Below are 18611 nucleotides of genomic sequence, written 5' to 3'. Positions count from 1 at the left end.
GCCGTGGTGCCGCGGACCCGCATCCGCCGCACCCGACCTGCTGCCGTTTTCAGGTCAATGCGGTTCGAATTTAATCGCACAGTAGTTCGCCGGCAAGGTCGGGGCGCGGTCAGACTGGTCATCACCGGGTCAGGCCGGTCAGCGTTGCGGTCGGATGCGCGCCGATAGTGCACGGCCTGTAATTTTCCCGAAACACGCGAGCCGAGAAGGGATACCGGGATACCGGGAATATTGTCGCGCGGAAGATATCGGGTATCGGGTGGGTGCCGGGCCGGTCGGCGGGGGACACCGACCGGCTCGGGTCCGCTCAGTCCCCGGGGTCCGCGCGCAGGGACCGCTCGACCAGGTCGGCGGCGGCGCCGGTGTAGCCGGCCGGGTCGCAGAGCCGGGTCAGCTCGGCGGCGTCGAGATGCTCGGCCACCTCGGGCATGCCCGCGAGGTGGTCGGCGAGCGGGCGGCCCCGTCGATCGGCCGCCTCGACGGCGCGGGTGAGCAGCGCCGCGGCGGCGGGCTTGCCCAGGTGCGCCGCCAGCACGCCGGCGACCCGTTCGGCGACGATCGCGCCGCCGGTGAGGGCGAGATTGGCGCGCATGCGCTCGGGCCGCACGACCAGGCCCTCGGCCAACTCCACGGCGGTGTGCGCGGCGCCGCCGGTCAGCCGCAGGCACTCGCGCAGCGGTTGCCACTCGGCATGCCACGCGCCGCCCGAGCGTTCGTCCTCGGCAAGCATGCACTGGGCCAACACGGCGGCCTGCCCCGGCACTTGCAGCGCGGCGCTGCGAATCAGCGTGGCCAGTACCGGATTACGCTTCTGCGGCATGGCCGAGGAAGCGCCCCGCCCGGGCACGTGCGGCTCGACCACCTCTCCGACCTCGGTCCGGGTCGACGACTGCACGTCGACCGCGAACTTGCCCAGGGCACCGGCGGTATGCGCCCAGGCCGCGCCGACGTCGGCGATCGGCGTCCGCAGCGCATGCCACGGCAACGCCTGTGCGCGCAGCCCGGTTTCCGCGGCGAACGCCGCCACCAGCCGCTCCGGGTCGGCGCCCGCCTCGACATACCCGGCCAGGGTGCCGGCCGCGCCGCCGAGCGAGACCGGCAGCCCGTTCGACACGGCGGCCACCCGCCGATCGGCGTCCAGGACCAGCCGCCGCCAGCCCGCGGCCTTGAGCCCGAACGTGGTCGGCACCGCGTGCAGCGCGAGGGTTCGCCCGGCCACCGGCGTATCGCGGTGACGCCGAGCGAGGGCGCCCAACGCCGCGGCCACCCGGGCCAGATCCGCGCGCAGCAGCGCCGCCGCGCGCCGCACCACCAGCATCGCGGCGGTGTCGAAGATGTCCTGGCTGGTGGAACCCAGGTGCACGTGGCGCGCGGCGTGCGGATCGATCGCGGACACCACCCGGGTCAGCGCCCGGACCAGGGCGACCACCGGATTGGCGCTCTCGCGCGCGTCCACCGCCAGGGCCCGCAGGTCGAACCGGTCGGCGTGCGCGGCGGACGTGATCACCGCGGCTGCCGAGGCCGGCACCAGACCGAGCGCGGCCTGCGCCCGGGCCAGCGCGGCCTCGGCGTCCAGCATCGCCTGCAACCACGCCGCGTCGCCGACCGCCGCCTCCACCGGCGTGCCCGCGCGCACCGGCGACAACAACCCGGCGTCCACGAGCGGGAGTCGCTCGCCCGCGGCGTCGGTCATACCACGACCTCGATGTGCTCGCCCTCGGTCGCCGCGTCGATCTCGCGCCGGCTCGGGCCCAACGCGAGCACCGCGCGCGCGATCGCGTCCGCGTCGGCGATGGTCACCGAGTCCACGCCGGGTCGGATCCCGGCCGCGGTGACCCAGTGCACCGCCTCGGTGGGCACGCCGTACGCGAAGCGCCTGGGGTGCGCCCGGCCGTGCGCGTCGATCACCCGGTACGGCCGCTCCGTCACCGCCAGCCCGCCGGTCTCGTAGTCGTACTCGTCCTCGCCCGAACTCGGGATGCGGAAGGTCGTACACGCCTCGGTGTGCAGCAGATGGCGCAGCAGCGGATCCGCCGTGCGCCGCAGGTCGGGTTCCGGCAGCCGCGCCTCGATCAGGATCTGCGCCCGCACCGTGGGCCCGGGGACCGTGGTGGAGTCGGCGATGAAGGAGGGGGTGCGGGTGTCGATCCGGATCCGGGTGTCCGGGCCGGTCAATTCGAGCACGCCGGCCTCGATCAACGCGATCATCTGCTCGATCCGTCGTGGTGGCGGGCCGATCGACAGGAACGCGTTCAGGGGGGTGTACCAGCGCTCCAACTCGTCGCGGTGCGACGCCCCGTCCAGGCCGCCCTGGTCGACCGCCAGGCGGACCTCGTTGCGCAGGTCGCGCAGTACGTCGAGGGCGGCCTTGAACGGGCCGTTGACGTTGCCCTGGCGGGCCTGGCGCACATCCTCGGTGAGATGTTCCAGGAGCCACTTGCGGAACGCATCCCGGTCCGCGAACTCCCGTCCCCGGAGCGGATCGGCGATGCTGTCCCAGCTCCAGCGATCCGCGAGCGTGATGCCGCGGTCGGTCAGGACGGTGTCGCGCTCGGCCGGCCCGGCGCTCAGATACCGCTCGGCGAACTCGGCGCATTCCTCGCCCCGCCCGCTCCGCCGGAGCAGCGTCTCGTAGTAGACCGTCTCCACCTCGCGGGCGATCAGCGGCCACAGGTCCTGCTTGAAGGAGATCGGCGCGCCCTGCCGGGACCGCGCGCGCAGCCCGGCCACGTAGTCCGGGGTCAGCAGGCGCGGGAAGTAGCGGCCGTGCGCGCCCTTCTCGTTCTCGCCGCGTGCCTGGTAGGGCAGGCCGCGCCGGGAACTGGCGTACAGGATCGGTTCGTTGCCGCTCGGCCGGTACACCGTGCGCTCGTCGATCCGCTCGAACCGGCCGCCGCGGCCCAGGGTGAACAGCGCGAGGTAGTCGAAGAAGCACAGGCCCAGACCGCGCAGCAGTACGGGCCGGCCGGGTGCGACGGCGTCGAGGTCGGCGTCGGCCGGGTTGGTCGGGGTCAGGTAGGTCAGGTGGTTGATCCGCGCCAGGCTGGCCGTGCGCTCCTCCCGGGGCGTGGGCCGCGCCGCGACGTGTCCCTGGGCGAGCACGACCGCGTCCAGGTGGTTCAGCCGGGTCCCGTTGGCCAGCCGCACGCCCTGCGGCCCGCCGGTGAATCCGTGGGTGTCGGCCATCGCCACGGCGCGCGAGCGGTGCTCGCGGATCTCCACGTGCGCGGGCGCGCCGTCCCGGATGCGCCGGAAGCAGTCCGCGAAGTACCAGCCGCACAGGGTCCGCGTGGGGTAGTCGTTCGGCCCGAGCCGGCCCGCCTCGGCGAGCGTGGCCGGGTCGTATCGATCCGCCTCGACGCCCCCGGCCGCGTGCCGCAGCGCGAGGTCGGCGGCCCATTCGTACAGGCTCGGGCCGGGCTCGATCGGTCCGTCGATCCGCGACGCGGCGTCGGAGAAGACGGTGGTCTGCGAGGCGACCGTGTTGGTCAGCAGATGCCGCGACTGCTCGATCCGCCAGACCGCGCCGGCGCCGGGCGCGGCCGGGTCGACGACGTGCACGACCAGGCTCTCGTGAGTCGGCCGGGCACGTTCGTTCGCGCACACTCGCTCCAGCACGGACAACCCGCGAGGACCGGTGCCGATGATGGCGATCTCGTGTGGCGTGGTGTTCACGGATGCACCCCTTCCGCGCCTCGGGCCGACGCGGTCGCGCGGTGTTGCCCGGCGTCGAGCACGTCGGCGATCAACGTGCCCAGGATGCGGACGCCGTCGCGGGTGAGCACCGACTCGGCGTGGAACTGCACGCCCGCGAAGTGCGGTCCGCGCAGCGCGTGTACCTCGTTGGCGCCGTCCTCGCGGCAGATCTCCACCGGGCCGACGTCGGGCAGATATGCCTGGTCGAACGCGCTGCGGGCCACGAAGCTGTTGTAGAACCCGACCCGTTCGGGGCGGCCGAACAGTTCGATGCTCTTCTGGACGCCCTGATGCGGCGTCGCGCGGCGGCGCAGATCCAGGCCGAGTTGATGGCTGAGCACCTGGTGGCTCAGGCACACCGCGAGGAACGGGAGTCGCTCGGCGAGCAGTTGCTTGATGCCGTCGTGCAGGCGCTCGATTCGCGGATCGCCGTGGTCGAGCGGATCGCCGGGTCCCGGGCCCATCACCACGAGGTCGTGCTCGGTGAACGAGTACGGCTCGTCGTAGCTGCGTACGCTCACCCGCAGTCCGAGCGAGCGCAGTTGGTGCGCGATCATCGCGGTGAACGCGTCCTCGGCGTCGATCACCAGGATGTGCCTGCCGGCCAGGTTCGGGAACTCCCCCGCGTCGCTCCCGGGTCCGTCCAGCCAGAAGCGGGCCAGGTCGGTGTTGCGCTCGCGCAACGCGGCCCGTATCCGCGCGTGTCCGCCCAGCGAACGGGCCGGCGCCGGCGCCGAACGCGGCGCGCCCAGCAGGCCGTTGGCCTTGACCCACGTCTCCGCCACTTCGGCGGCCGGCTGCGAATCGCGGACCAGGGTGGCACCGACCGCGATGGCCATCCGCCCGGAGGCGTCGATGTCGGCGGTGCGGATCAGGATCGACGAGTCCAGCGTGTGTCGTCCGGCGCCGTCCCGGCCGAACAGCGCGATCACCCCGGAGTAGTAGCCGCGGCCCTCTGGTTCGTACCGGGCGATCACCCGGGCGGCGCTCTCCACCGGACTGCCGGTGACGGTCGGCGCGAACAGCGTGGTGCGCAACGCCTCGCGGACGTCGCGGTCGGTGCGCCCCTCGATGAGGTATTCGGTGTGTGCGAGCCGGGCCATCTCCTTGAGGAACGGCCCCACCACCCGCACGCCTTGGTCGCAGACCCGGGACATCATCTTGAGTTCCTCGTCCACGACCATGTACAGCTCGTAGGTCTCCTTGCGGTCGCGCAGGAAGCCCATGACGCCGGCCGGCGTGGGCCCGGAGGTGGGATACCGGTAGGTGCCGCTGATCGGGTTCATCACCGCGACGCCCTGACGCAGGCTCAGATGCAGTTCCGGGCTGGCGCCGACCAGGGTGCGGGTGCCGGTGTGCACCAGGAACGTCCAGTAGGCGCCGGATTCGTGCGCGAGCAGGCGGCGCAGGAAGGCGGCGGCGGTGGCCGGGGTGTAGTCGGTGATGTCGGCGAGGAAGCGGCGCTTGAGCACGAAGTTCGCGCCCTCGCCGGCGCTGATCTCATCCCTCAGCACGTCGGCGACGAGCGCGGCGTAGGCGTCGTCGTCGATGTCGAAGTGCCCGTCCGTCCAGTCGATCTCCGCGTCCGGCAGTCGGTCGAGCACGTCGGCGCGGGCGAGCGTGGCCTGCTCCCGGACGGTCATCGTCACCAGCGGTGCGCCGTCGTCGGGCGCCGGCAGGCCGCGTTCGGCGAGTTGGCGATACGGCAGCAGCGCCAATACGTCCGGGCCGGCCGGTCCGTAGGGCGAGTCGGGGATGGGGATGTCGGCGACGCGGTCCACCACACCGATGTCCCCGGTGAGGATCTCCACCCGGTCGCCGGCGGTGACCGTGGGGCGGTACAGCAGCGCGAACGGCGGCGGGTCGGCGGCCAGGACCCGTTCCAGGAGGGCCCGGGCCGCGTCCTCGGCCGGGGGCGTAGGGCTCATCTCGCGGCCCCGATCCTCGTCGCCTCGACCCCGGCGGGCGGCGCGCCCGCCACGACCGGGACGAGCGGGCCGTCGTCGGTGCGCAGCCCTCGCGTGGTGGCGACCACCGCGCACTGGAGGGCGGCGTATTCCAGGGCGAGGGCGTGGTCGGCCGCGGAGAAGTCGGCGACCGCGTCGGCGACCAGGAAGGTGCGGATGTCGTTGGTGAACGCGTCCACGGCGGTCATCAACACGCCGACGTGCGCGTAGATCCCACAGACCACGAGCTGATCGCGGCCGCACGCGCGCATGCGCTCCAGCAGGTCGGAGCGGAAGAACGCGCTGTAGCGCCACTTGGTGAGCAGCCAGTCGCCCGGACGCGGGGCCAACTCGTCGACGACCGCCCGGTCCTCGGCGGACACCCGCATGCCCGGACCCCAGAAGTCCAGCAGCAGGCCGCGCTGTTCGGCGGTCATGGAGCCCGGCTGGGCGGTGAACGCGACGGGCATCCCGAGGTGGGCGCAGCGTTCTCGCAACAGCACGATGTTGTCGATCAGTTCGCGGCGCTGGGCGGCGGCGAACGGGCGCACGAAGTAGCGCTGCATGTCGTGCACGAGCAGGACCGCACGGTCCGGATCCACCGTCCACCGGGCGGTGTTGGCCGGCAGATCGCTCTCGCCGGGCAGCGGATATGGGGCAATGTCCGGGATACCGGGCATGATCGCTTTCCTTTCAGGCGCCGAGCGTGGCGCCACCGTCGACCGTCAGCTCGTGCAGCGTGATGTGCCCGGCCTGGTCGGACAGCAGGAAGAGCACCGCGGCGGCGATGTCCTCGGGCCGGGCGAGCTTGCCCAGCGGGATGCCGACGCGGAACGCGTCGGGGTCGCCCTCCAACGTGTGCGTACGCCCGCTGTCGTCGTGCCACATCGACCACAACATCGGCGTGTCGGTCGACCCGGGCGCGACCACGTTGCAGCGGATGCCGTACCGGGCCACCTCCAGGCCGAGCGACTTGGTGAACATCGTGGCCGCGGCCTTGGAGGCGGCGTAGCCGGCCATCTTCGCGCGCGGCGTACTGCCCCCGTTCGAGGACACCGTGACCAACGCCCCCGCACCGCGCGGCGCCATCCGGTCGACCACGGCGCGGGACATGTGGAACACCCCGCCGACGTTGACCGCGAACATGTCCGCCCAGTCGCGGTCGGACATCTCGCGGACCGGGCCGAGCCGCAATACGCCGGCCGCGTTGACCAGGAAGCGCACCGGGCCCAGCTGCGCCTCGACCGCCGCCACCGTGGCCTCGACCTCGTCCGCGACAGTGACGTCGGCGGGGAAGGCGGTCACGGGCAGCCCTTCGGCGACCAGCTCCGCGACGTACTTGCGCAGCCGGTCCGCGTCCCGGTCCACCGCCGCCACCGTCGTGCCGCGCTCGGCGAGCGCGCGCACCACCGTGCCGCCGATCCCCCCGGCGGCGCCGGTGACCACCGCGACCTCGTTCGTCATGTCGATTGCCCTCCTGTCGCTTGATGTGCCGAGCCCGACCCGGCCTCGGCCGCCGTCCACGCGTCGGGCGCGACCTCGGCGTCCCAGGCGGCCAGGACGAGCAGTGCCTGCTCGACCGTCAGGCGCGGATCGCAGAAGCTGGTGTAGACCTCGCCCGCCCGGTCGGCCTCCCACGTGTCGAACACACACTCCGTGACCTGGTCCGGGGTGGTCTCCAGGTGCACGCCGCCCGGGTGTTCGCCGGCCTCGGCGAGCACCGCGCGAAACGCGGCGACCTCGCGGCGGAGCGTGCGCACGTAGCGCGTCTTGTAACCGCGTTCGGTCACCACGGTGTTGCCGTGCATCGGGTCGTTCAGCCACACCACCGGATGACCGGCCGCGCGCACCGCGCGGACCAGGGCGGGCAGCCGGTCGGCAATGGTGTCCGCGCCCATTCGGATGATCAGGGTGAGTCGGCCCGGCAGGCGGTCCGGGTCCAACCGCGAGCACAGTTCGATCAGTTCGACCGGGTCGATGTCCGGGCCGACCTTGACCGCGACCGGGTTGACCACCTTCGCGAGCAGCGCCACGTGCGCGCCGTCGACCTGGCGGGTGCGTTCGCCGATCCACGGCCAGTGCGTCGAGGTCAGCAGCAGATCACCGGACTCGGTCCGCCGCACCAGGGGCAGTTCGTAGTCCAGGACCAGCGCCTCGTGGCTGGTCCACACCGGCACCCTCGGGTGGGCGGCCCGGTGCCGGTCCAGGTGTCCCATGATCTCGGACGCGGCCAGATAGCCGGTGACCAGGCGCAGCGGATCGGGCTGCCGCTCCTGCGCCACCGGCTTCGGGCCGTTGACCAAGTGACCGCGGTAGACCGGAAGTTCGATGCCACCGACATACTCGGTCGGGCGGGATCGGGGCTTGGCGAACTGGCCCGCGATGCGCCCGACGCGCACGACCGGGCGGCGGCCGAGCCGTTCCATCGCACCGGCGAGCAGGTCGAGGACGGCGATCCGGCGGGCGACATCGGCCTCGCCGCACTCCCCGGGATCCTCGGCGCAGTCGCCGGCCTGGATCACCTCCGCCGCGCCGGCGCTCACCTGCGCGAGGCCGCGGCGCAGCGTACGCACGTCGGTTTCGCCGACCAGGCCGGGGCGTCCCGCCAGCGTTTGTCGAACACTGTGGATCTGGGCGTCGTCCTCCCAGTCCGGCTGTTGCGCGGCCGATTGCCGCAGAATCGGCAGCAGGTCACTGGTCAATGCCGGCTCCAGCGATTGAATGCCCACCCGGACGGCCGCGGTTATTCGGCGCGGCCGTCCGGTCTCGGAATTTACTTGGACGGTGATCCGAAACGACTGAAGAGAACACGCCCCCACCCTCGCTCTTTTGTCCGAACGCGCCAAGGGCGGGGGTTCCGGTTCGTCAGGTCGGTGCGAGTCTGTCAGCTGGCCGGACATCTGACAGATTCGCGGAAATCGGCTTGGCCGGGCATTTACCGTCTGCGAGGGTGCCGGTACGGGCCGAAATCCCGGATCGAAAACAGGGCGTGAATACGCACCGGGAAATGAATTCGGACCCGGTGTCGGGACCGGCCGGCGCCGCGGTGCGCCTACCGCCGTGCGAACGCGCCGCGGGCCGGCCGGGGCCGCCCGGGATCGTTCAGCTCGTGCCCGAGGGGTTGGAGATCACGTACCGCCAACAGCCGTCCGCGCCCCGCCGGGCGACATCGGTCGCGGTGCCCTCGATGTGCACGTGAACACCGTCCGGGCCCACCCCGTCGTGCACGTAGTCGTTGATCACCAGGGCGATGTCGCCGACCACGTAGACATTGCGCAGCGAGACGGCGATCGGGATGCGATGGCGCAGCACCGTCGGCAGCGCGGCCCGCCGCTGCGCGCCCGCCGTGGTGACTCCCGGCTCGCGCACATGCATGCCCTCCGGTTCGAAAAGCTCCTGGAGCAGTTCGAGGTTCCGGTCGTTGAAGGCGCCCACGAAAGTGTGCAGGAGCTCGGCCGGCTCGGCGGGAAGGCGTACGTCGTTTCGAATGGCAGACATGGTTCGAGTACAGCATCAGGCGGCGGAGTCGGACAGAACCGAGGGGCATGTCTGTCACCTCGGGTTTTCCGGCCCCGGCAATACCCCGACGGACCTGACAGATCCCGAAATCATATCTGGGCCGATCTTTTGTCGACCCGGCATGATGTCGGCGATATCTGCCCACGCAGAGACGATATCGGCTCACCGGGAGCGTACCCCTTGACCAACATCACCATCATCTTCCATTCGCGCAGCGGCAACATTTACCAGCTCGTCGAAAAGGCCGCGCAGACGGCTCGGGCCGCGGGCGCCGAGGTGCGCGTGCGCAAGGTGGCCGAGTTGCCCGATCCGATGATCCTGGACAAGCAGGCGTATCAGGATCTGGCGACCGCCACGGCGGAGATTCCGGAGGCGGGCCTGGACGACCTGGTGTGGGCCGACGCGATCATGATCGGCACGCCGGTCCACTACGGACTGCCCGCGCCGCAGATCCTGAACTTCTTCGACCACACCGGACCGGTCGCCATTCCGGGCAAGTTGATGAACAAGGCGGTTTCCGCGTTTGCTTCGGGGTCGATGCCGCACGCGGGCCAGCAGGCGACGATCCTGGCGCTGCACAACGCGTTCTGCCACTGGGGGTCGGTGATCGTCTCCAACGGTTCGGCCGCGGCGGTGCTGCACCAGCCCGGAAACGGCGCGCCGTACGGCACCGGCACCATCTCGCGGCACGAGGCGAACAGCGTCACCGACGACAACCTCGGCGCGATCGAGTACCAGACGCTGCGCACCCTCCAGGTCGCGGGCGCGCTCAAGCGCGGACTCGAACCGGAGCCGGGGATCACCCTGGTGAGCGAGGAACGGCTGCGGAAATTCGGCCTCGACATCTGAGGCGAGCACGATCCGGCGATGGGCACCGTCCGGCGACACGAACGAACCGAGGAACCCCGCATGACATTTCGCGACACCGCGTGGCCGGAGGGTACGCCCTGCTGGGTGGAGGTCCGGGTCTTTGATCCCAAACACACGAGCGAGTTCTACGGAGCCCTGTTCGGATGGGAATTCCTGGACCGGGGCGAGGAGTACGACCACTATCTGACGGCGAGTCTGGCCGGTCGCACGGTCGCCGACATCGGTCCCCGGTTCGAGGAGCCGGCGGGCGCGCCGTCGGCGTGGCTCGTCTGCATCGCGGTCGAGAGCGCCGACGCGGTGGCGGAGCGGATCGTCCGGGCGGGCGGGACGCTGACGGTGGAGCCGACCGACGTCGGCACGCACGGCAGGTTCGCAGTGGCGGCCGACCCGGGCGGAGCGGTGTTCGGGATCTGGCAGGCGGACGAGTACTTCGGCGCCGAGGTCGCGGACGTACCCGGCGCGGCGGTGTGGCATCGGTGCCTGACCCGGGATCACGCGGCGGCGCAGGCGTTCTATGTCGAGGTCTTCGGCTACACGGTCACGCCCGAGCCGGGCGGGCCGGGCAGTTCGGGCGGCGGCCCGGACGCTGCGAACGGCGTCGTGTTGCGGCTCGACGGCCGCCCCGTGGCCGGCCTCGCCGAGGCGGGCGCGGGGGCGGCGTCGCACTGGCTGGTCACGTTCGGGGTCGCCGAGTTGGCGACCGCGGTGACGAAGGTGACCGCGTCGGGTGGTTCCGTCGTGACCGGTCCGTACGACACGCCGCGCGGCCCGAGCGTCCTGGTCGCCGACGAGCAGGGCACCCCGTTCGAGGTGGTCGCGGTGGGCGCGGCGACCTGACGGGGGGCGGCACCCGGAAATCGTCCCGAAGTCCGTTTCGTGCGGGCTTCGGGACGATGTCGTGTCCGGGGTTCGACGGCGCTCCCAACCGCTGTGTCCACACGCGGGTACGAAGCGTGAACAAGGCGCGGGAGTAAGGGAGTTGCCCACATCCGGGGGCGCCTGCCGTGGCATGCTGCGCGTCATGGTGGGTGACGCGCTGTCGGGGCGGTTGGTGTCGGATCGTCTGTGGGAGTTGGTGGTTCCGTTGTTGCCCGGGTTCGGGGTGCGGCGGCAGGGGGGTGGTCGGGCGCCGGTGGAGGAGCGCGCGGTGTTCACGGCGGTGGTGTTCGTGCTGACCAGTGGGTGTGCGTGGCGGCAGTTGCCGGCGTGTTTCGGGGTGGCGTCGCCGACGGCTCATCGTCGGTTCATGGTGTGGACGAACGCGGGGGTGTGGCCGCGGCTGCACCGGGCGGTACTCGACCACCCGGACTCCCGCGACGAGATCGAATGGGGCGAGGCGATCGCCCTGGCCGCCACCGCTCGCCGCACACGAGACACGTGAGCGCAGCCGTCGCACACGTGACCACGCGCCGACGCGACGAGGGGCCCGCGCGCCGACGTGCTCGCCCGGGCCCCGCACCATGTTCGGATCCGCGTTCCTAGGCCCTGTCCGGCGGATCTTGGCGGGTCCGCGCCGCCCGGCACCGCACCTCGCCGCACCGGAGAAACAGCCGAATGGAACCACCATGCGGCTGCTCCTCCGGCACGCCGAGGCACGGCACCGGACGACGCGGCCTGATCCACCAAGATCCGCCGGACAGGACCTAGTCGAACGCGATCTGCACCGTGCCGTCGGTGATCACCTTGACCGGCAGCCGGTCCAGCTTGATACCGAACCACTTGTCGTACGCGGTCAACAGCTCCTGCTCGTCGGTGATCGTCACGCTCTCCCGTCGATCACCCTCGACCCGGCTGAACCGGTCCTCCTTGAGGGTGACCCGGCCGGTCTCGGTCGGCAGCGAGCAGAACAGGTTCTGCAGGAACGGCGAGTCCGGCGCGGTGCGATACCACCACAGCGTGGGCGCGAAGTCGGACAGTTCGCACGGCACGTCGTAGACCCGGTACAGCGCCGTGTCGTTCGCCACGACGTCGATGCCGCCGTCGTCGGCCCGCTCGATCCGGAACGCGCCGTTCGGGTCCTCCTGGACCGCGTCGGTGTCCAGGGACAGCGGATACCTGCTGTTGCGACCGAAGCCGACGTCGACGAGCCACTCCCCGCCGTCGATCCGGACCTTGAGCGCGAGATGGCACAGCGGGGCGGTGAGATTGCCCTTGATCCACACCCGGCCCGGCATTATCGAAACCTCGTAACCGAGGCTTTGCAACAGGAAGGAAAGTGCCGGATTGACCTCGTAACAACCGCCGCCCCGACGCTCGTGGACGACCTTCGCGACCACCCTTTCATCCATCAGGATGTCCTCGCCGAGGTGATAGCTCAAATTCTCGAAGGGAACCGCGAACAGGTGCCTCCGGTTCAACTCGCGCAGCGACTCCAGGTCGGCCCGCTCCGGCCGTTCCGCGGCGATGCGATCCAGGTATGCGGATACCATGGCGTCGTCGATCACGTCAGCGATCCCCTTTCTGATTCCGAGTGGTCCGCGAATCGCGGGAAGAGTTCGGCCGCATTGCCCAACTGGATGCGGGTCAGCTCGTCCGGCGAGAACGCGCCGTGGTCGACGATGAAACGGCCGTTCTCCGCGCTGAACGATTCCGGCATGAACGGGAAGTCGGAGCCGACCAGGATCCGATCCGGCCGGGCGAACGAGCGCACCGAGGCGAACGCGTGCGGATCGCCGATCATGGCGGTGTCCGAGTAGAGCTTTTGCAGGTACCCGATCGGATCCTCCGGCAGCCGCTCGGCGAGGTCGGAGACGATCAGCGGCCCGAGCGCGAGGCGGCCGGCGAAGTACGCCATGCCACCGCCGCCGTGGGACAGGATCAGCCGCAGCCCGGGGTGCCGCTCCAGCGTGCGGTTGTACAGGAGCTGAGCGGTCAGCCGGACCGTCTCGAACGGGAACTCGCAGAGCGAGGCCGGGAGTCCGAAGGCAGGCTGGCCGGTGGACGGGGGTACCGTCGGGTGCACGAACATCGGCACCCGGCGGCGCGCCGCCTCGGCCAGGAACTCGTCGAGCGACGGGTCGCCGAGGTAGACCCCGTTGTAGTTGGTGATCAGCCCCACGCCGTCGAGGCCGAGCACGTCCTGGCAGTACTCCAACTCGGCCAGCGCCGCGTCCACGTGCGGCAGCGGCAACACCGCGAAGGCGCCAAGCCGACCCGGGTGCCGGGACACCAGCTCTGCCATGAACTCGTTGATCCACCGGGCCAGATGGGCCCCGGTGTCCGCGTCCACCGCCGGCACCCCCGGCCAGATGTTGACCACGGCCGCCCGGATTCCCTGCCGGTCCATCATGTCCAGGCTGGTTTCGATTTTCCACGCCGGTTTGTCGACGCCGGGCAACGTCGATGCGAACCCGAGTCTCCGCAGTTCCTCGACATAGAATTCGGGAACGATGTGGTGATGTACGTCGATGGCGTTCGACCAAGGCGTGCCCACGGCCACGGAAGCGCTTGTCCGCATGAATTTCCTTCGTCCAGACGGTCCGGCACAGCAATACTCGACCCTAGTTTCGGCGTCGGGGAGTGTCGATGTGCCGGCGGTGAGTCTGTCACCTTCTGCGGACCGGTCGGTTTCCGCGCCGCCGACCGAGATGACAGTTCCCGATGCATTGTCTGGAAATCCCGCGACACCGCTGCCAATCTTTCCGGGCAGAGCAGCCGCACCGGGCGTCGATCGGGTCGTCGGCCCGGATTGCTGTTCCGCGCCGACACGAGATGGGTGAATATGACTACGCACGCAGTCGGAGCACCGGGTGGGGACGCGGTCGGGATCCTCGGTACCGGCTCCTACCTCCCCGGCGACGTGGTGACCAATACCGACGTCGGCACGCCGGCCGGAGTAACCGACGAGTGGATCACCCGCAAGACCGGGATCCGCGAGCGCCGTTGGGCCAAGGCCGACGAAGCCACCTCGGACCTGGCGGCGATGGCCGCGCGCGCCGCCCTCGGCAACGCCGGCGTCCGGGCCGAACAGGTCTCGCTCGTGATCGTGGCGACGTCCACGCCGGACTCGCCGCAACCCCCGACCGCCGCCGCCGTCGCGGCCGAACTCGATGTCCCTCCGGGCACCCCGGCGTTCGACCTGAACGCCGTGTGCAGTGGCTTCGTCTTCGCGCTCACCACCGCGGAGCGGATGATCCGGGGCACCGGCGGCCACGCCGTGGTGATCGGCGCCGACATCTACTCGCGCACCCTCGATCCGAGCGACCACCGCACCTCGGTGTTGTTCGGCGACGGCGCGGGCGCGGTGGTGCTCGGCCCCGGTGCCGGTCGCGGGGTCCTGGCCACCCGACTGGCCACCTATCCGGCGGAGCGCCAGTTGATCCGGGTGCCCGCCGGCGGCTCCCGGATCCCGGCCTCGCCGGCGTCCCTCGATCAGGGACTGCACTACTTCCGGATGGACGGGCGGGCGGTCCGCGACTTCGTGGCCGAGCAGGTCGGCCCGCTGATCCGCGCCTTCCTGGCGGAGCACGCGCCGAACCCCGCGCGGCCGCCGCACTTCGTGCCGCACCAGGCCAACGGCCGGATGATCGAGGCCCTCGCCGACGACCTCGGCTTCCCGATCGAGCGCACGCACACCACCGTCGAACGTTTCGGAAATACCGGCGCGGCGTCCATACCCATTTCCCTGGATGCCGCCGCCGACCGCTTCGAAGCCGGCGATTCGGTACTGCTCGCCGGTTTCGGCGGGGGCATGGCCGTCGGTCTGGCACTCGTCGAATGGGACGGGCCACGCGGCGCGGATCGACGGACATCCGAAGACACCTGACGAATCCGACCACCGTTTCGTTGTACCGGGTGGCCGGTGCCCGGGATGATTTCATCCATGAGTGAAAGCAGCGTTACCACCCCCCTGTTCGAGGTCGATTTCGAAACGCGGGTGGAGAAATCACCGGCGGCCGTCTACGCCGTGCTCAGCGACCTGCCGCGCTGCCGCGAGTGGAGCGAGGAGTGCACCGGCGGGGAATGGGTCGAGGGCGCGCCGGGCGCGGTCGGATCGGTCTTCCGCGGCGAGAACTTCCGTCGTACGGACGTGGTTTCGTGGGCTCCCGTGGTCCGCGGCGTCTGGCACACGCACGCCGAGGTGGTGGCCGCCGAACCCGGGCGCCGCTTCCGCTGGGCGATGCGGACCAACGACGGACGGGCCCAGGACAGCGTCTGGGGATTCGACATCGCCCCGGCCCCGGGCGGATCCACCCTCGTGCACACCTTCCGGATGGGTACCGCCACGGAGGGAATTCGGGGCATCACCGCCGAGATGACCGAGGACGAGAAGAAGAGATTCTTCGCCGAATGGGGAGCAAAGCTCGAAAAGGACATGGCGGCCACCGTGGCGCGGCTCAAAAAGGTCATCGAGGCCGACTGAGCGCACCTCGGCCGGCCGGCGCCGATATGACACAGCTGAATCGAGAATGACACATGCTTCTGCAGCGCATAGGTAATCGCGGCATACGCCTGGGCACGCTGTTCGACCGGGCCGCCGCCAAATACCCGTCGAACGTCCTGATGCTCGACCACGACCTGGACATCGCCCCGGAACGCGGCCGCAGCATGACCATCGCGGACGCCGCCGAACTGGTGAGCGACCTCGGCACCCGGTTGTGGCGCGCGCGGGTGCGGCCCGGCGACCACGTGGTGGTGTACAAGAGCAACGCGTTCGACATCACCCTGCTGGCCGTCGCGGCCGCGCGGATCGGTGCCGTGCCGGTGCTGCTGTCCCCGTACCTGGACGGCGAGACGGTGACCGCGCTGCTCGACCGGGTCGAGCGGCCGGTGCTGATCACCGACGCCGCCAAGCTCGAATCCGCGCTCCCCGACGCGGTGTTCACCCACGCCGACCGGGTCCTGCTGGCCGCGGGCGAACACCCGCGCGCGACGAGCCTGGCCGAGCCCGCCGCGGCCCCGCACGTCCCGGCGCTGTGGATGCCGCCGGAGCACCCGACGCTGGTGACGCACACCTCGGGCACCACCGGGATCCCGAAGCTGGCCGTGCACACCGGCTACAGCCTGGAGGCCCGCTACCGGCCGCAGGCATTGGCGACGACGTTGATGCGCAGGCGCGAAACGGTGGCCATGCACGTCTCGTTCGTGCACTCCCGGCTGTTCACCGCGCTGGCCATCTCGCTGCTTCGCGGCTTCCCGGTGGCGGTGTTGGCGAACCCGGACCCGGAACACGCCGCGACGTTGTTCGCGCGCTGGCGGCCGGCCGTACTGGAGGCGCACCCGAACACCTACCTCAGTTGGGAACGGCTCGCGGACGACCCGCGCGCGCCGCTGTCCAACGTCAAGTTCTTCAGCAGCACCTTCGACGCGCTGCACCCGCGCACGGTGCGCACCCTGATCGGCGCGTCCCGCCGCCGCGCGCCGAAGTTCGGACAGATCTACGGACAGAGCGAGGTCGGCCCCAGCGTGGCGCGCTCCTACGGGCGCAACCGCTCGGCGGAAGCCGACGGACGGTGTGTGGGCATCCCCTTCCCCGGGATGACCGGAGTCCGGGTGATCAGCCGCGACGGCAATCCGCCCTCGCCGACCTCACCCGGGTTCATCGAGATCAGCAGCGACGGTCGCATCCACACCTACCTGGGCGAGCAGGAGCGGTTCCACAAGCAGGCCGATCGGGAGTGGTGGCGGATGGGCGACCTCGGCTACCGCACCCGGTGGGGCTGTCTGCACCTGATGGATCGGGAGGTGGACGAGATCCCCGGCTTCGGCAGCACGCTGGACGTGGAGGACCGACTGTTCACCCGGCTCGACGAGTTGGCCGAGGTGGTCATCGTGCCCATGCCGGAGGGCCCGCCCCGACCGGTGGTGTGCACCAAGGACGACCGGCCGCTGGACCACGCCGCCTGGCGCGCCGCGGTGGCCGATCTGCCGCGGATGGCCGAGCCGACGCAGTGGCGCAAAGCCGACCTGCCGCAGACGGCCACCACCAAGATCAAGCGCCTGGAGCTGATCCGACTGCTCGACGGCACCTCCGGCGGGTCGCAGATGGGGGAACCGGCGTGAGTACGATCGCCGTCGCCGGCGGCGGCATCGGCGGCCTCGCCTCGGCGCTCGCCCTCGCCGCCCGCGGCCACGACATCGTGGTGTGCGAACGCAACGCCCAATTCACCGAGTTGGGCGCCGGCATCCAGCTCGCCCCCAACGGTATGCACGCGCTCGACCGCCTCGGCCTGGCCGAGGCGGTCGGCCGGATCGCCGTCCCCGTGGGCGAACTGCGCTTCATGGACGGGGTCACCGGGGAACACGTGGTGGCCATGCCGCTGGACCGGCACTACCGCGACCGCTTCCGCAACGCCTATGTGGTGGTGCACCGGGGGGAGTTGTACCGGCTGCTGCTCGACGCCTGCCGAAGCCACGCGCGGATCGACCTGCGGGCCGCGCACGCGGTGGTCGGCTACGCGCACGAGCCGGACACGGTGCGGGTGTTGCTCGCCGACGGGGCGAGCCTGGGCGCCGACGCGCTGGTCGGCGCCGACGGGCTGCACTCCGCGGTCCGCGCGCAGTTGGTCGGCGACGGCGCGCCGCGCAACTCCGGCATCACCGTGTACCGCTCGATCGTGCCGATGGAGCGGGTGCCGACGCACCTGCGCCACATGTCGGTGACGTGGTGGGCCGGACCCGGGCGGCACTTCGTGCACTACCCGATCGCCGGCGGGCGCTTTCTCAACCTGGCGCCCAGCGCGGAGAACGCGCCCGCCGAGACCTTCTCGGGGGTGTCGGTGCCGGCGTCCGAGGTGCTCGGCGAGTTCGGTGCGCTCTGCGAGAGCGCCCGGCGGTTGCTCGAACTGGGCGCCGACTGGAAGGCGTGGGTGCTGGTCGACCGGGAACCGGTGGACGGTTGGACGGACGGACGGGTCGCCCTGCTCGGCGACGCGGCCCACCCGATGCTCCACTACGCGGCCCAGGGCGCCTGTATGGCCCTCGAGGACGCCGTGGTCCTGGGTGAGCTGTTGGACTGCCCGGCAGGGTGGTTCGCGGCCCGGCTGGGCCGGTACAACGCCGTCCGCCGGGAGCGCACCGCACGGGTGCATCGGCTGGCCCGGGACAGCATCGCGCTGTGGCACGCCGCGGACGCGGCGGCGGAGGCCCGCAACAAGGCGCTGTCCGCGATGTCGCCGGGCGAGCTGTACGACTTCGTCGCGTGGCTGCACGGCACACGGGAGTTCGCCGGCTCGCCGTCCGTCACCCCGGCGATCCCGGACCCCGAGGAGAGCTCCGCCTACACCCTCGGAGGTCGGCTGGACCCGACCGAAACGCCGACGTCGAGGACACCACCCCGGTCGTCCGAAAACGCGGCCGTCGGCTCACCCGCGTCGTCCGCGCGAAGTGCCGGTACCTACACCCTCGGCGGCTGGCTCGCACCGGCCGAGGACCCGCAACCGGTAACGCCGGCCCGGTCGCACCGAAGCCGGGCCGCCGGCTCACCCGCGTCCCCGCGAAGCGCGGCGGGCACCACGGAGTCGCCGAAGTCCTCGTGATCCACGTGTTCATGTGCTGCCGGTGAGGCATGCATGTAATGCCTGTGACCCCGCCGCGGCCGCGGCCGTGCCCGGCGCCGGCGGGCCCGGGGAGCCGCCGAGC

General features: G+C 71.2%; 16 protein-coding genes. 7 read left to right on the top strand and 9 right to left on the bottom strand.

From position 1 onward, the window contains the following. Nucleotides 1-307: 307 nt before the first annotated feature. The 7 genes from ACFXKZ_RS05840 to ACFXKZ_RS05810 all read right to left on the bottom strand — a co-directional run bounded on the left by ACFXKZ_RS05840 (nucleotide 308) and on the right by ACFXKZ_RS05810 (nucleotide 9140). Nucleotides 308-1693 (bottom strand): lyase family protein, encoded by a 1386-nt coding sequence (locus ACFXKZ_RS05840; protein WP_379996774.1) that lies wholly within the window; start codon nucleotides 1691-1693, stop codon nucleotides 308-310. After that, nucleotides 1690-3675, bottom strand: a complete 1986-nt coding sequence (locus tag ACFXKZ_RS05835; protein ID WP_379996772.1) for an FAD/NAD(P)-binding protein — start codon at nucleotides 3673-3675, stop codon at nucleotides 1690-1692. The genes ACFXKZ_RS05840 and ACFXKZ_RS05835 overlap by 4 nt, the downstream gene beginning before the upstream one ends. Next, nucleotides 3672-5624 (bottom strand): anthranilate synthase family protein, encoded by a 1953-nt coding sequence (locus ACFXKZ_RS05830; RefSeq protein WP_379996770.1) that lies wholly within the window; start codon nucleotides 5622-5624, stop codon nucleotides 3672-3674. Before ACFXKZ_RS05830 ends, ACFXKZ_RS05835 begins: the two co-directional genes overlap by 4 nt. Continuing rightward, complete coding sequence (locus ACFXKZ_RS05825; protein ID WP_379996768.1) at nucleotides 5621-6322, bottom strand: isochorismatase family protein; 702 nt, start codon at nucleotides 6320-6322, stop codon at nucleotides 5621-5623. Before ACFXKZ_RS05825 ends, ACFXKZ_RS05830 begins: the two co-directional genes overlap by 4 nt. Nucleotides 6323-6335: 13 nt before the next feature. Then, the gene (locus tag ACFXKZ_RS05820) at nucleotides 6336-7106 is read right to left on the bottom strand and encodes a 2,3-dihydro-2,3-dihydroxybenzoate dehydrogenase (protein WP_379996766.1); all 771 of its coding nucleotides are present in this window, start codon (nucleotides 7104-7106) and stop codon (nucleotides 6336-6338) included. After that, on the bottom strand, nucleotides 7103-8344 hold the full coding sequence (locus tag ACFXKZ_RS05815) for a 3-deoxy-7-phosphoheptulonate synthase (protein WP_379996764.1): 1242 nt from the start codon (nucleotides 8342-8344) through the stop codon (nucleotides 7103-7105). The genes ACFXKZ_RS05820 and ACFXKZ_RS05815 overlap by 4 nt, the downstream gene beginning before the upstream one ends. Nucleotides 8345-8744: 400 nt before the next feature. After that, a complete protein-coding gene (locus tag ACFXKZ_RS05810; RefSeq protein ID WP_379996762.1) occupies nucleotides 8745-9140 on the bottom strand; it encodes a YybH family protein in 396 nt (131 codons plus the stop codon). A 201-nt stretch (nucleotides 9141-9341) separates the two neighbouring features. Between ACFXKZ_RS05810 and ACFXKZ_RS05805 the strand changes: the two genes are divergently transcribed. The 3 genes from ACFXKZ_RS05805 to ACFXKZ_RS05795 all read left to right on the top strand — a co-directional run bounded on the left by ACFXKZ_RS05805 (nucleotide 9342) and on the right by ACFXKZ_RS05795 (nucleotide 11412). After that, the gene (locus ACFXKZ_RS05805) at nucleotides 9342-10010 is read left to right on the top strand and encodes a flavodoxin family protein (RefSeq protein ID WP_160161564.1); all 669 of its coding nucleotides are present in this window, start codon (nucleotides 9342-9344) and stop codon (nucleotides 10008-10010) included. Nucleotides 10011-10070: 60 nt separating this feature from the next. Then, on the top strand, nucleotides 10071-10868 hold the full coding sequence (locus ACFXKZ_RS05800; protein WP_379996760.1) for a VOC family protein: 798 nt from the start codon (nucleotides 10071-10073) through the stop codon (nucleotides 10866-10868). Nucleotides 10869-11052: 184 nt separating this feature from the next. Then, nucleotides 11053-11412, top strand: coding sequence for a transposase (locus tag ACFXKZ_RS05795; protein ID WP_379996758.1), 360 nt, complete (start codon nucleotides 11053-11055; stop codon nucleotides 11410-11412). 262 nt (nucleotides 11413-11674) lie between these two features. On the opposite strand, the gene ACFXKZ_RS05790 is transcribed toward ACFXKZ_RS05795, so the two are convergent. After that, nucleotides 11675-12475, bottom strand: a complete 801-nt coding sequence (locus ACFXKZ_RS05790) for an arylamine N-acetyltransferase (RefSeq protein ID WP_078974696.1) — start codon at nucleotides 12473-12475, stop codon at nucleotides 11675-11677. Then, entirely contained in the window at nucleotides 12472-13488 is a 1017-nt protein-coding gene (locus ACFXKZ_RS05785) for an amidohydrolase family protein (RefSeq protein WP_379996756.1), read from the bottom strand. Before ACFXKZ_RS05785 ends, ACFXKZ_RS05790 begins: the two co-directional genes overlap by 4 nt. Nucleotides 13489-13752: 264 nt before the next feature. On the opposite strand from ACFXKZ_RS05785, the gene ACFXKZ_RS05780 reads away from it, so the two are divergent. From ACFXKZ_RS05780 to ACFXKZ_RS05765, 4 genes are read left to right on the top strand one after another with little or no spacing between them, the layout of a single operon-like run. Beyond that, complete coding sequence (locus ACFXKZ_RS05780; RefSeq protein WP_379996754.1) at nucleotides 13753-14796, top strand: 3-oxoacyl-ACP synthase III family protein; 1044 nt, start codon at nucleotides 13753-13755, stop codon at nucleotides 14794-14796. Nucleotides 14797-14853: 57 nt separating this feature from the next. Continuing rightward, the gene (locus tag ACFXKZ_RS05775; RefSeq protein WP_379996752.1) at nucleotides 14854-15393 is read left to right on the top strand and encodes an SRPBCC family protein; all 540 of its coding nucleotides are present in this window, start codon (nucleotides 14854-14856) and stop codon (nucleotides 15391-15393) included. Nucleotides 15394-15446: 53 nt separating this feature from the next. Beyond that, nucleotides 15447-17033: a class I adenylate-forming enzyme family protein gene (locus ACFXKZ_RS05770; RefSeq protein WP_379996750.1), complete on the top strand. Its 1587-nt coding sequence runs from the start codon at nucleotides 15447-15449 to the stop codon at nucleotides 17031-17033. Then, on the top strand, nucleotides 17030-18508 hold the full coding sequence (locus ACFXKZ_RS05765) for an FAD-dependent monooxygenase (RefSeq protein WP_379996748.1): 1479 nt from the start codon (nucleotides 17030-17032) through the stop codon (nucleotides 18506-18508). Before ACFXKZ_RS05770 ends, ACFXKZ_RS05765 begins: the two co-directional genes overlap by 4 nt. Nucleotides 18509-18611: the final 103 nt, after the last annotated feature.

This window comes from Embleya sp. NPDC059237 (assembly GCF_042754105.1).
Lineage (GTDB): Bacteria > Actinomycetota > Actinomycetes > Streptomycetales > Streptomycetaceae > Embleya.
The sequence above is the reverse complement of the archived record's forward strand: the minus strand, read 5'-3'. Positions and strand labels throughout refer to the sequence as shown.